This window comes from Streptomyces sp. NBC_00525 (assembly GCF_036346595.1).
GTDB lineage: Bacteria > Actinomycetota > Actinomycetes > Streptomycetales > Streptomycetaceae > Streptomyces.
This window is the reverse complement of the sequence record NZ_CP107834.1, coordinates 1,547,353-1,561,192: the sequence shown is the minus strand read 5'-3', so window position 1 is coordinate 1,561,192 and position 13,840 is coordinate 1,547,353. Positions and strand designations below refer to the sequence as shown.

The 13,840-nt window shown below is 72.6% G+C and carries 7 protein-coding genes; 5 read left to right on the top strand and 2 right to left on the bottom strand.

Features of this window, described 5'->3' with window-relative positions; translation table 11 throughout:
- Window positions 1-49 precede the first annotated feature (49 nt).
- The 4 genes from OG710_RS06880 (at window position 50) to OG710_RS06865 (ending at window position 7,939) form a co-directional block, all read left to right on the top strand.
- Window positions 50-1,624: an Hsp70 family protein gene (locus tag OG710_RS06880; protein WP_330238523.1), complete on the top strand. Its 1,575-nt coding sequence runs from the start codon at window positions 50-52 to the stop codon at window positions 1,622-1,624.
- A 23-nt stretch (window positions 1,625-1,647) separates the two neighbouring features.
- A complete protein-coding gene (locus tag OG710_RS06875) occupies window positions 1,648-4,332 on the top strand; it encodes a hypothetical protein (RefSeq protein WP_330238522.1) in 2,685 nt (894 codons plus the stop codon).
- A 227-nt stretch (window positions 4,333-4,559) separates the two neighbouring features.
- Complete coding sequence (locus OG710_RS06870) at window positions 4,560-5,411, top strand: hypothetical protein (protein WP_330238521.1); 852 nt, start codon at window positions 4,560-4,562, stop codon at window positions 5,409-5,411.
- Window positions 5,408-7,939 (top strand): TRAFAC clade GTPase domain-containing protein, encoded by a 2,532-nt coding sequence (locus OG710_RS06865; RefSeq protein WP_330238520.1) that lies wholly within the window; start codon window positions 5,408-5,410, stop codon window positions 7,937-7,939. Before OG710_RS06870 ends, OG710_RS06865 begins: the two co-directional genes overlap by 4 nt.
- 100 nt (window positions 7,940-8,039) lie before the next feature.
- Here OG710_RS06865 and OG710_RS06860 read toward each other — a convergent pair whose 3' ends face one another.
- Entirely contained in the window at window positions 8,040-8,831 is a 792-nt protein-coding gene (locus tag OG710_RS06860) for a hypothetical protein (protein WP_330238519.1), read from the bottom strand.
- A 5-nt stretch (window positions 8,832-8,836) separates the two neighbouring features.
- Window positions 8,837-9,229, bottom strand: coding sequence for a hypothetical protein (locus OG710_RS06855; RefSeq protein ID WP_330238518.1), 393 nt, complete (start codon window positions 9,227-9,229; stop codon window positions 8,837-8,839).
- 95 nt (window positions 9,230-9,324) lie between these two features.
- Between OG710_RS06855 and OG710_RS06850 the strand changes: the two genes are divergently transcribed.
- Window positions 9,325-13,833 (top strand): CHAT domain-containing protein, encoded by a 4,509-nt coding sequence (locus tag OG710_RS06850; protein ID WP_330238517.1) that lies wholly within the window; start codon window positions 9,325-9,327, stop codon window positions 13,831-13,833.
- Window positions 13,834-13,840 lie beyond the last annotated feature (7 nt).

Genomic DNA, 13,840 nt, shown 5'->3' with positions numbered 1-13,840 from the left:
GCCGGCCTCCGACCTTCCCAGCCCGTCCGCCCCAGGTGAGGATCCGCATATGGCCGTCTACGGAATCGATCTCGGCACTACCTACTCCTGCGTCGCCAGCGTCGACGACGTCGGCCGGCCCACGGTGTTGCGGAACCTGGAGGGTTCCGACACCACTCCCTCCGTGGTGTACTTCGAGAACGAGGTCCAGACCGTCGTCGGTCAGAGCGCCAAGGACGCCGCGGTGCTGGATCCGGAGCACGTCGTCCGGCTGATCAAGCGGGACATGGGTGAGTCCGTGGTCCGCACCTTCCACGGCAGGCCCTTCACGCCCGAGGAAATCTCCGCGCGCATCGTGCGCAAGCTCGCCGACGACGCCCGGGTCAGCGGGGGCGCCGAGGTCCGGGACGTGGTCATCACCGTACCGGCCTATTTCGGGCTCGCGGAGCGGGATGCCACGCGCAAGGCGGGGGAGATCGCCGGCCTCCGGGTGCTGGACGTCGTCGCCGAGCCCATCGCCGCCGCGCTCGACTACGGGGCACTCGACGCCGCCACCGGGGGCGACCGGACCGTGCTCGTCTACGACCTGGGCGGCGGCACCTTCGACACCACCGTGCTGACCCTGCGCGGGACGGATTTGCAGGTCCTGTGCACCGACGGCGCCAAGGAGCTCGGCGGATCGGACTTCGACGACCGCGTCGTGCTGCACCTGGTGGAATCCTTCCGGGCCAAGTTCCCCGATGCCGACGACCCGTTGGCGGACCAGCATTCCGAGACCCAGTTGCGCCGGGATGCCGAGGAGGCGAAGAAGGCCCTCTCCTTCCGCTCGCACTACACGGTGCGCGTCATGCACCAGGGCCTGGTGGCCGAGATCGAGTTGACCCGGGAGTTGCTGGAAGAGCTCACCTCCGATCTCCTCGACCGGACGGTGGAGATCACCCGGCGCACCCTCGCCGTCGCCCGCGAACGAGGGGTCGCGCATTTCGACGAGGTGTTGCTGGTCGGCGGAGCGTCCAAGATGCCGGCCGTGACGCAGCGGCTGCACGACGCGTTCGGCTTCGACCCCCAGTTGCACAACCCTGATCTGACGGTGGCGCGCGGCGCCGCCCTGTACGCACTCGATCGTGCCCTTTACGCCATCAGCTCCGGTGAGTTGCGTGCCGCCGATGCCCCTGACGTCCCCGACACCGGCCGGATCACGCGGCAGGCATACCAGGTCTCGACCGTGGCCTCGCGCGGCTACGGCATCCGCGTGCTCGATGTCGAGACCGACCGCGCCTACGTCACGCACCTCGTCCACGCGAACGACAGTCTGCCGGCCGCGGTGAACGAGGACTTCTACACCGTCTCGGACAACCAGCGCCGGGTGCACATCCAGGTGATGGAACAGGCGGGCGCCGTCGAGTCCGAGGAGCTCGACCACAACACCGTGGTCGCCGAGGGGGATCTGGAGATCCCACCGGGCAAACCCGCCCGCTGGCCGTTCGCCTGTGAGTTCTCACTCAATGGCTCGGGCCTGCTCGAAGTGGTGGCTACGGAACGCGAGACGGGCAAGCGCCTCCATCTGTCCGTACAGATCGGCGGCATGACCCAGAACGACGTGGATGAGGCCCGTACGGCTCTGGCCCAGGAAAGGATCGCCTGACGGCAGTCGGGCACGGCCGGATCATGGCATTCGACGAAGCGAGCTATCGGCGCGAGGTACTCGAGGCGGGCCTGCCGGTCCGGGAGGACCTGCGGCACCGCTATCAGCTCCCGGAGGACCTGTCGCCCCGGGCAGTCGCCGAGACGGTGCAGGCGGTGCGGGCCTGCTGGCGGCGCCAGCGCACCCGGCTGACCTACCGGGCGGTGATCGAGGAGCTGGAGGCGGCCCATCTCGTCCACCAGGCGCTGTTCGAGGCGGCGCAGGGCGGTGATCTGGCTCCCCTGCATGCCGCCCTCGCCGAGCAGGACGTGCGCGCGACCGCCGCGAAGGGGGCGCTGGTCTCGACCCTCACCGAGGCCGCGGACGGACTCGGGCTGATCACCGACGAGACGAGGCGGCAGGCCGGCGCCGTCCACGGAGTGGACGCCTCACGGGTGGACGCCGCCCTCGCCACCCTGTCCGTCGTCGTGGCCGCCCCTGACCCGCTGCCCCGCGACCTGCCGCATCCCGCCTACACCCGCTGTGCACGGCACCTTGCCGTGCTGCGCCTGCGTCATCTCTCCGACTTCCTCGCCGCGAAAGGGCCGGGTGGGCGCCTGACCGAACCGTTGCGGCCTTTCACCGGACCCGGTCCCGGGGAGGACGAGCTGGAGGCAGCCGCCCGCAACTGGGGGCGTCTGCCGCACAGCGCCGCGCATACGGCGGCTCAGGCCGTCGCCGCCGCCGCGCGCAAGGTCCTCGGCGACGCGGGTCCCGAGGGCCTGCAAGCAGTCCTGCTGCACGAGCTGGCCGAGCCGCTGCGGGCACGGCGGGCGGCCCGTGCGGGGGCGCGCAGCCTGCTCGCATACGCCACCGGCGAGCTCTCGGTGGCGCCGCCGGACGCCCGCAGGCTGGTCTTTGCCGTGCTGCACGAGCAAGCCGCCGATCCGGTCACCACCCGGCTGCGCTCACTCGTCGCCGACGGGCGGCTCTCCGAGGCCGTGGCGGTTCTCGACCGGCTCCCTCCGGACGGGCTGCCGCGGGAGGCGGGGGCGCTGGCTGCGCAGGTGCGCGACACACTGGCCGAGGCGTGGCAGCTGAGCACCCACGCCTCCATTCGCTCGGTCGACGCACCCGATCTCGCCTGGACGCTGCTGGACCAGGCCGAGACCCTGGTCAGGGACCTGCACCGGATCGACGAGGTACGGCGCTCACTGATTGTGCGGCCGGTCCCGCGGGTGACGGCGACAGCGGACGCCGAGGGCGTGCTGGTCGCCTGGGAACCCACTCCGTCGACCGCCGGTCAGCCGCAGTACGTGGTGGTGCGCAGGGTGGGAGGCCCACCACGGACCGCGGGGGACGGGGTGCCGCTGGCGGCGACCCCCGCCGAGGGCGGGTGCCGCCTGGTGGACACCGATGCTCCGGTCAACGTGCCGGTCTACTACGGTGTCGCGGTCCGGCGCGCGGCCGAGATCGAGGGGCCCGTGTCGGACCTCGCCGTCTGCGGCCCGTTACGGTACCGGCCGGAGGTCCGGGCGGCTGTCGTGGAGGCGGCGGACGGTGTGGTGACAGCCCGATGGCAGCTGCCTGCCGAAGCCCGGTCCGTGCGCGTCGTCGACCGGTCCGGTCCCGGGCGGAACCGGACCGTGGCCGCCCACCGGGGCGGCTTCACCGATCGGGAGCTGCCCAACGGCGTCGCCCACCGCTACCTGGTCCAGGTGCTCTACGCCGAGGACGACGGCACGGTGTCGGTGTCCGAAGGCATCTGGCTGACCGCAACCCCGCTCGGTCCGCCCGAGCCGGTTACGGACCTTGTGATCATTGCCGTAGCCGGGGAACGGTCGCTCTTCGAGGCCCGGTTCGAGCCACCGCACGGCGAGGTCAGGCTCTACGCCTTCGACGGCCCGCCGCCCTGGCCCGTGGGGCAGCGCCTGCATCCCCCCGAGCTCGATGCTCAGGGCGTCAGGCTGACGGCCCGTCCGGTCAGCGGCGGTCTGCGCTTTCGGCCGCCGCGGCACAGCAGCGTCGTCCTCGCGGCCACCGTCGCGGGCGACCGGGCGGTGGCCGGTGCCCGCGAGCTGGTGGTGGCGGTCCCGGAGCTGAGTGAGGTGACGGCGGCCCGGGGCCCGGGCGAGGCCGTCATCCACTTCGGCTGGCCGCCGGACGGGACGAGCGAGGTGGAGTTCGCCTGGACCGCCCCCGACGGCGCACCGCGCCGGCACGTTGTCACCCGCCTCGGCTACCTCCACCGGGGCGGGGCACGGCTCCCGGTCGCCGACGGGGCGTCCGTCGAGATCGAAGTGCGCCCGGTCGGCAGGGTGCGTGGCCTGCGTGCGGTGGGCGCACCGCTGCGGCTCGAACTGCCCGCGCGCATCGAGATCGCCTACACGCTCGCCCTCCGAAGGCTGCCGGGACGGTCGTCGGTGCGGGCGGTCTTCACGTCTACCGCCCCCGTGCGGGTACCAGGACTGCTACTCGTCGGCTCGCAGGGCCCTTCCTGGCCGCTCGCCGCCGGCGACGGCGAGACGCTCGCCGAGCTCGGCGCCGTGGAACTGGGCCCCGGCAGGGCGGTCACCCTCACGGCCAGGCTGCCGCGGGGGCACACCTCCTGGCTGCGCTGTTTCGCCGTCGGCGAGGAACCTGGCGAGGAGGCGGTCCTCGTCGACCCGCCGACGAGCCGACTACGGATCGCGGCCGGGCGGGCGGAGCGCAACCGATGGCGATCCTGAACCGCGGCGCGGACACCTGGGTGTGCCCGTCGTGCTTGCGTCGGATCACTCGCGGCGACATCGGACTCCGGTGCGTCCGCCACTGCGGCGGACGCGGTCGGCCCACTGCCGGTCCGCCCCTGTCGACCGGGCTCTGCGATACCTGCGGCCGTACGACCGCACGGCCTCACTGCGGGTGGTGCGACGAGCGGCTGCCCGAGGGATACCTGCGGGACCGCAGTCGCGTCGTGGTCCTCGCCGGCCCGGCGGGCAGCGGACGCAGCACCTTCACCGCCGTCGCGCTGCATGAGCTGCGCCATCGCCTCGGTGCGGAACTGGGCATGGCGCTGCTGCCCTGCGACGACCGTACGGCCACCGACGTACGGCGGTACGAGCAGCCGCTCTACGAGGACGCGCACGTGCTTCCCCCGGCCCTTCCGTCCGGGAGCCCGCGCCCGTTGGTCCACCGCATGAGCCGTCGCGCCGGTCGGCGTGAGCGGGCTCTGACGTTCGTGCTGCTGGACACGGCCCAACGGTGGTTCGCGGGCGGGGAGCCGGCCGAGGGCGAGTTGCGGAGCCTGGCCGGGGCGGACGCGATCGTGCTGCTGCTCGACCCGCAGGATCTGACCGGCGCGGTGCCCCGGCCGGTCGGACGGCCGCCGACAGCGGATTCAGCACAGGTGGTGGAGCGTGTGCTCGACCGACTGCGGACGGCGGGAGCCGGGGCCCCGGACCGTGGCCGGATCGGCATTCCGGTCGCGGTCGCCGTGGCGAAACTCGACCTGGTCGCCCCACAACTGCCGCCCAACTCACCGCTGCATCGCCGACGTTCCCCCGGCCCCGGGTTCGACGCCGTCGACCGTTCGGCGGTGGACGCGGAACTGCGGGCGCTGCTGGCGCTGTGGCAGAGCGACGGCATCGACCGGCGGCTGCGTGAAACCTGCGCGGACTACCAGCTCTTCGCCTTCTCGGCGTTGGGTCGCTCACCCCGTGGCGACGCGGCACCACCCGGCGGACCGAGGCCGCACCGGGTCGAGGACCCGCTGCTGTGGCTGCTGCACCGGTTCGGCCTGCTCGATCGCGCGGGACACAGGAGGTGAGGCGGCCCGAACTGCCGGCGCGTGTGCGCGAGACGGCGGCTAGGCTGCGTCCGAAGGCACAGAAGGCGCGTGAGTGGATCGAGACCGTCCTCAAGGTCCTGGTCATGCCTGTCGTCCTCTTCTGGTTCTGCCTCGCGATGCTTGTGTTCCCAGCGGTGGGTTTCGCCTTCTATTACGTCTGTGGGGTGCTGCCGCGACTGATCTGGCGTCATGTCCGCTCTGTGTGGAAGTTGTCCGAGGGCGGCTCGCCCGAAGTGGCGGTCGCGAGTGACGAGCCGGTCCGGGTCCCGTATCTGCACCGGGCCGGCCCGCGGGTGTTCCCGGCCCTGTGGCAGGACGCACGGGAGGCGTACGCCAAGGAGGCGGCGAGCGCGCTCACGCGCGATTACGAGCTGTTCACGTCGATCGGCCGCCCTCGCAGACGTATCGAGGTCTTCGGAGACCGGTGCATCGGCCTGATCGGGTGTGCCTACCGCGGCTGCTGGCTGCTGGCGATCGTCCTGGCGACGGCTGTGCTGTTCCTGCCGGCGCTGCTGCTCCACCTCCTGGTCTGGACCGTGTTGACGGACTGCTTCCGGCTCTTCTGCGCACTCTGCCGGACGGTCGACCGGGCCGCCCGCGGGCTGACCGGCGCCGCCGGCGTGTGCCCGCACGCCGATTGCGGGCGCGTCGTGGCCCTGCCCGTCAGGATCTGCCCCGGCTGCCGTGCGCGGCACCGGCGCCTCGAACCCGGACGCGACGGCGCCCTGCACCGCGTCTGCCGCTGCGGGATCCGGCTGCCCGCAGCCATCATGTCCGGCGCCCGGCGGCTGGACGCCCGGTGCCCGCACTGCTCCCGCCCCGTGCTGCGGGACGGTCACCGAACCCGTGTAATCCTCGTCGCCGGGGCGCCCGGTTCCGGGCGCAGCGTCCTCGTGCGCAGCGGGCTGGCACAACTGATCCGGCGGGTGCGGTCGCTGCGCGGAAGCGTCGGCGGCGGTGTGCGGGGTGCCGCCGCGACCGGCCTGTTCGGGCTGCGTGGTGGACGCCGTTCCCTCGTCCTGCTCGATCCGCCGGGGCCCGCCTTCGCCGAGCAGTCGCAGTTGGATGCCGTGGACGGTCTCCACCACGCCCACGGCCTGGTGCTGGTGATCGACGGGCCGGCGCTCACCGCCGTACGGCGCGCGTCGACCGACGAGGACCGGGAGCGGATCCTCTCGGTGCCGCAGGCCGCGCAGGAGCCTGGCGAAACCGCCGAACGCGTGCTGCGCAACGTCGCGGCCCTTCCCGCGGGCCGCCGACCGCGGCGCATCGCCGTCGTCCTGACGAAGACGGCCGCGCTCCGCCGTACCTCGGCGGGGGCGGGGCTCGCGGACGGCGACGACGCCGTCCGGCAGTGGCTGGTGGCCGCGGGGGCCGGGAACCTGGTCCGTCTTGTGGAGGCATCCGCGGTCCCCACTCGGTTTCTGGCCGACGACGCGGGAGCGGACGGGGGGACTGATCTCGGCGGACTGCTGCTGTGGACGGCCGGAGTCCCGGCGACTCCCCGGCGGCTCAGGTTCGTCCCACCGCTGCGCCTGCCGCGGCCGGTTCGCATGCGCCGTCCCGCCGCGGCCCGGACCGGACGCGCGCGTTACGCCCTGCTGCTCTCTCACTTCGCCGGCTTGGTGGCCCTCCCGTTGGTGCTCGTCCTGCTGCAGACCTCGGCCCTTCCGGCTACCGCGCTCTTCGGTCTGCCCGCAGCCTATGACCGCTGGGCCGATCCGCTGCCTGGATTCACTCACGATCGTGACCTGACGGAAGTCCACCAGGGCGTCTCGTGGCCCACGTTCAAGGCCAGCTACTCGGCCCCGGTAACCTCACCGGCCGGACCCCGGGCGGGGGCCACCGGACTGTGGTCGACGGCGGGCAGCCCCGGTGCGGGCGAACCAGGGCACTCGGACTGGCTGGAGGTCGACTTCGGCGTCCCGGTCCCGATCTCGCGCGTCGAACTGATGCTCACCGGGGTGGACCCCGACAGACTGGAGATCCGAACACCGGACGCCGCCGGCAAGTGGGTGGCCCGGCCCCTCGAACACGACGCCACCGACCTCACCCCGCATCTGACCCTGGACGAGATCACGGTCGGGGTGACCGCGTCGGCGATCAGGATCGTCGTTCCCGGGACCGACCGGCCCGCCGGGGTGAGCATCGTCACGCTGCGCACCTGGTCGCCCTCCAGCCGACTGCTCCGGCTGCGGCCCAGCGGGTCAGGCCTGCTGCTCACCAGCACGGCGAACCGGGCGGTGACCGTCGATGTCCGCCCGCCTTCGCTGCCACCGGGCTGGCGGGCCGCACCCGCCGGTGCTCCGCCGCACCGGGTCCCCGCGAGGGCCACCGTCTCCGCCGGCCTGCGCCTGACCGCCGAAGCCGACGCGCGCCCCGGTCCGGTGCGGTATGCGGTGCGCATCACCGAGGACGGGCACACGGCCACGGCCGTCTGTGTGGCGTGGCTGACGCCGACGGCCTCGGGGCCACGGGCGCAGCCGATCGTTTGCGACGGCGGCTGAACGCCCACGGCAGGGGCCGCATCGGCCCGTGCGGCAGGCAGGCAGGCGGGCGATGCGAGCGCCGGTGACCGGGGCCCGCCAGCCACCGCATCCGGTCCGCTCAGGCGTCCTGGGCTCGCGCGACGGCCTCCGTGGTGCTCCCGAGTACGTCACCCGCCTGCCGCAGCCACCGCCAGGAGGCCAGCCAGGCCAGAGCGCCCACGACCGCTGCGGGCCACCAGCACACGCCCAGGGCCAGGTAGGCAAGGCTCCAGACAGTTGCCTCGCACGCGCCGTCGTAGCCGTCGCGTGCTTCGAGGAGGGCGGCACGAGAGGACTCCGACAGGTCCAGCAACAGGTCGACCCACGATGTCTCGACGTCCAGACCGCGCAACTCGCGTACCCGGTCCGCGGCGGACCGGAGCCGGTCGCCCGTCCACGTGGGGGTCTTAGGGGCGATCCGCGCGGTTGCCGCCGCGCGTGCCTCCAGCCTGGCGGCCCGCAGGACCTTTCCGCGGCCCCGGCTGCGAAGGGCGTCGTCGCGCAGATCGTCCGGCGACCGCCAGCGCCGCACGCGCCGTTCCCGGACGCGCTCGCTCAGGGGCGCGAGCCACCACGGCCACGCACCTGCGGCCAGTGAGCTCACGACCTGCGCCGACACGGGCACGGCGAACGCGCACGCGGTCACCGCGATCGCGTAGAGCAGCAGGGCTGCCGTGGTGTGCGCCGGGGCGCCGCCCGCCGCACCGAGGTACCGCTCCAGCCTGCGGGCGGCGAGCCCGGCGTCGTACCAGCGGGACTGGCCGAGTCCGGCGACGAGATACGCGACCGCGACGAAGAGGGCGGACGGGAGCAGCCGTCTGAGGAACCAGCGGTCCGGGATACGGCTCTGGAGTGCCAGCAGCAGGCCCATGCCGCTCAGTCCGTCACGAAGCGCATCGCCCGTCCCAGCAGAGCGCATTCCGGGGCGGGCGGCTGATCGCCACCCCCCTCGAAGCGCTGCACGCGTGAGCACGAATGGGCGGGGCACACCCAGCCGGTGACGCGGCGCCCGGTGACCGGCCACTCCTGGGTGCCCATGGGCGTGGTCAGACCGAGGCCGCCGGGGATACCCGCTCCCTCGACGGCCTCGTGCAGGAGCCGGACGGCGGCATACCAGCTCTCCGTGTGCGGCTCACCGGAGGTGACCGCCTCGACCGTCCGCGCCCATTCCGGGCCGCCGAGGTGTTCGTTCAAGGAGACGAACTCGGCGCAGAGGTACTCGACCGCGTCCTCGTAGGCCTGACGCCGTAGGCGCTCCCGTTTGCTCACCTGCCACGCCCCGACGTGAGCACGTAGTGCCTCCTGTGTCCGAACACCGTTGAGAGACAACCTTCTTGAGAGTGTGTCAGAATATGATACGCGCCATGTCCGACTACAAGCGGAACGAGTTGGCAGGGCGGGTGGCGGCCCGGCTCGGCGAGGCGGGGCAGACGCGGGATCTCGAAGGGCTGCTGAGTGAGGACGCCGAAACCGACGCGCTGAGACTACTCGCCGGAGCGGCACCCGCACCTGGCGTGGAGGTGCCCTTCGACCCCCTCCTGCTCGTCTGCTGGACGTACTGGTACCGAGCGAGCGCCGGTGACCGGAACCCGGCGGCGGACCAGGACGCGCTGTTCGCTCTCGCTCTGCGCAGCCTCCTTCGTCCGCTGCTGCCCGATCCGAGCGTGTTGCCGGATCTGCCTCCGGAGATCGCGGAGGTGGAGGCCGATACGTTCTTGCGCCTGTCGGGTTTCGCCTGCATCGTGGGTTCCGTCTGCTGCGCGCTGGCCCTGCGGGCGATGGAGGACGGCGGCGCGGCCGCGGCCACGCCACTGTTCGATCAGGCGCTCGCCTGGCTGCTCGACGCGCTCGTCGTCATGCCCCCTGACCACGAGGGCTTCGGTGACGTCTCCGTCGCACTCGTCGCCGTACGCATGCAGCGCTTCGAGGCGCTGGCCGAGCCCGATTCGCTCACGGCCGCGGCACGGACCGCCGCCAAGGCGTGCGCCCTGGTCCCTGCCAGTCATCCCCGCCAGGGCGGTCAGCTGCCGCTCATGCTCGACGTGGTCGTCCGGGCCGCCGTACTGCTCGGCGAGCCGTCCCCGGACCGGGTCGAGGAGCTGCTGCGTACCTGTGGCATCACACCCGCGCCCGAAACGACCGAAAAGGTCGTGGAGTTGAGAGAACTGTGGCACGCCGCCCGGCACGACCCCGCGGAGCTGCACGCCGTGACCGGACTGCTGCTCTGCACCACGGCCGCCGAGAACGGCGAACTGCCCGCGCTGGCCTGCGCGGCCGTCCGCGTCCGGGCCGCGCTCACCACGCTGCCCCCGGACCACCCGTCCCGCGGCGCGCTGGCCGCTACGCTGCACACAGTCCTCGGCCGGCTCGGGCAGGAAGCCGACGAGGCTTCCGGGCCCGCGGCGCGGGCCCGGGAGCGGATCGAGGCGTCGATCCTGCTGTTCTTCGGCCTGCAGAGCGGGGAGGAAGGTCACCGGGCCGGTGAGATGAACACACTGCTCAACCGGATCCTGGCGCTGACGGAGGAGTTGGCCCTCGACCACGGCCTGCCCGGCCTGCCGGCCGACCTGCACGCCGCCGTCGCCTTCGCGGACTGCCTCGACACCAGGGCCGCCGACGACCCCACGGACCAGCCGCTGGAACGCATCGGCCGGTACCGCAGGGCTTTCGACGCGCTCGCACCTCACGACGCGGGACGCCCCGTGTACGGGGTGGTCCTGGCGGCCTCGGCCCGGAGCTGCGCGGAGATCATGGCGGACCACTCACCGCGGGAGGCGGCTCAATTGGGTGCGCTCGCCACCGCGGTCACCGCGAAAGTGGCGGCCTGCCCACCGACCGGCTTCGAACCCCTCTCCTGGCTCCGGGCCGGGCGGGTGACCGAGGCGGCGGTGGGCGCGCTGTGCACACTGACGGAGCCGGTGTGGTCGGCGGAGGCGGAGCACGCGCTGGACGTCATGGGCTGCGAGGCGCTGCGCGCGCTGGCCACGTTGCTCACGGAGGCCGCGGCCTCGATGAGGCAGGAGGTGGGAGGCGACCTCGCCGGAATCAGCGCGATGGTCAACCTCGTGGGACCGGAGGGCGGCGAGCAGCCCGCCGTCGACTCGACGGTCCGGGACCTCCGGACCGCACTCGACCGGCTGGGCTGGGACAAGGACCTGCGCGAGGCCGGGGGCGACCTCCTGAGCGCGAGGCTGAGCGTGGTCGACGCGGACGATGTGGATGTGCGGACCCTCACGGAGGCGGTAGGACTGCTGCGGCAGATCTACGAGCAGTCGGATCGGCCTTCGGCGGCAGTGGCCACCCGGCTGCCCGAACTGCTCACGCTGCTGGGCACGGTGACCAGCGATCCGAACCTCATCATGGAAGCGGCCGCCATTCAGGAGGACATGACGGATTCCGGGCGGGACAGTGAGCCGGCGAGCGCGGAGGAGTCCTTCAGGGCCGCGCACCTCACGGCGTTGAACGGAGTCATCGGCTATGTCCTCACCCACGATCAGGACCAGTTGCGACATGTCCGGGAGCTGCTTTCGGACCTCATCGAGCTGGGCGAACAGGCCGACGCTTGCCAGGAGCCCGGCGTGGGCCGGCATCGTCTCCACGCCGAGAGCATGAGGGACCTGATCGGACTGGTCGGCCCGGGCGGCGGTCCCGCGGCCGGTACCACGGACGAGGAGGTCGAGCAGTGCCGCCGCAGCTTCGCCGCGGCTCCTCCGGGGAAGCACAGGGGATTTGCGGGAACGACGCTGGTCAGAGCGCTGCTCCAGCGGTCCATGGCCGTGCGCGGCGACGACTCGGACCGTGGCACCCGGCTTGTCGACGAGGCCGACTCCGTCATCGAGACGATCACAGGGGAAGTGGAGGCGAACATGATCGCGCTGATGCGCGTCATGAGCGCCCTGCAGCGCGTTCGACCAGGCGACCCGATCGACCTCGGTGATCTTCCGCCGGTAGCCGATGCCGGTCGGAAAGGCTCCGGGACGATGGCCGGCCTGATGGAGGACGTGATGTCCCCCCTGCTGGGCTCCTTCCGTACCGAGGACCGGCTGGAGCGGAACATCGACGTACTGCGCAGTCCGCTGCACTCGGTCTGGATGCGCGCCCACGCCGGCATCGCCGCCGCGGTGAGGTGCGCCGACATCGCCACCTCGGACGTCGATCTCGCCCTGTCGCTGGGAGCGGAGACCGTGGGTCTGCTGGAACGGGTGACCGACCGGGGCGGTCCGCAGTCCGCCGCCGAACACGGCCTCCTCGGTTTCGACGGCGATGTACGCGGACTCACTGCGATGATCGCGGTCAATCTCGTACACAGCCGCAACACAACTCACCTGGAAGCGCTGGGGAGGCGACTGCGGGCGGCGGCGGAGCGCGCCGGTCGCGGCGACGCGGACGACGGTGACAGCAGGGGCGAGGGCGGGAGCGGGCACGACAGTGAGGGCAGGGAGGACGATGACGCCCTCCTGGCGGGGCTTCCGGCCGGGAAACTCATCCGTGCCGTCCGCGGCCCCCGGATCGACGCGGCCGTCGCGCTGCACGAACGCGGCCGCGGCCTTCTGCTCGCCCGCCGGCTCGAATCCCGTACGGACCTCGGCGCACTCGCCGAGGCGCATCCCGGCCTCGCCTCCCGGTTCACCCGGCTGACCGCGCAGTTGGAGGAGGGTGGTGGCAGGGGTGCCGGCCGGGCCCGTCTGGCGGGTCGGCAGGCCTCGGCGGAACTGGACCGGCTCATCGAGCGGATCCGGACGGAACCCGGGTTCGAGGACTTCCTGGGACCACTCCCGCCGGACCGCCTGCGTGAACTCACGGCCGAGGGGCCGGTCGTCGCCCTCAACCACGCGCGCGGCCTGTCGTGCATCGCCTTCGTCGTCACCCCCCGAGGGGCGACCGCGCTGCTTCTCGACGTCATGGCGCAGGAGGTCACCGACGCTGCAGAGCAGTTCCGTGCGGCGATCGAGTCGGTCTACGCCCGGGGCAGCCGACGGCTGCCACCGTCAGAGCTGATCGCGGCCCGGGAAACGATCCACCGCCTCCTCGGATGGACCTGGCACTCCGTGGTGGAACCCGTACTCGACGTCCTGCGTCGTGACGGGGCCGCGGGGCCCGACGACGCCGGCCTGCCGCGTATCTGGTGGGTGCCGACCGGGCCGTTCACAGCGCTTCCGCTGCACGCGGCCCAGTGCCTTTCCGGAGACTGTGAGAACGGCCGTTGCGGCAGCGCGCTCGACACGGTGGTGTCCTCCTACATCCCGGGATTCCAGACCCTGGCCCACGCACGTTCCCGGGCCGCCCGACGCCACGGCTCCGGGGCGGAGCACGCACTGATCGTCGCGGAATCGGACGAGGTGCTGCCGGGCTCCGAGGCCGCCGCGCGCCTCACGGCGGACGCGTTCGACCGTTCGGACCTGCTCATCGGGGAAGCTGCCACCCGCGAGGGCGTCCTTGCCGCTCTGGAGAGTGCGCAGTGGGTGCAGTTCGGCTGTCACGCCCACAGCCCGCCCGAGGAGCCGACAGGCAGCTGGATCCAGTTGCCGTCCGGAGAGGAGCTGTCGGTGGTGGACATCTGCCGGATCAGGCCCGTGTCCACCCGGCTCGCCGTGCTCACCGCCTGCGGCACGGCGCGTACCTCGACACGGCTCACCGACGAGGCCGTGCAGGTCTCCAGCGCGTTTCTACTGGCCGGATACCCCGAGGCCGTCGGCACCCTGTGGGAGGTGGAGAGCACCCGGATCGGCGCGTTCTTACGCGCCTTCTACGGCCGGGCGCCGGCAGAAGGGCGGACGGCCGCCCGCGCGGTGCACCACGCGGTCAGGGAACTGCGGGACCTCGCGCCGGACCGTCCGTACGAGTGGGCCGCATACATCCATGCGGGTGCCTGAGCGCTGA

Coding starts and splice junctions, on each gene's coding strand:
- OG710_RS06880 (WP_330238523.1), top strand. CDS start 50: ATGGCCGTCTACGGAATCGATCTCGGCACTACCTACTCCTGCGTCGCC.
- OG710_RS06875 (WP_330238522.1), top strand. CDS start 1,648: ATGGCATTCGACGAAGCGAGCTATCGGCGCGAGGTACTCGAGGCGGGC.
- OG710_RS06860 (WP_330238519.1), bottom strand. CDS start 8,831: ATGGGCCTGCTGCTGGCACTCCAGAGCCGTATCCCGGACCGCTGGTTC.
- OG710_RS06850 (WP_330238517.1), top strand. CDS start 9,325: ATGTCCGACTACAAGCGGAACGAGTTGGCAGGGCGGGTGGCGGCCCGG.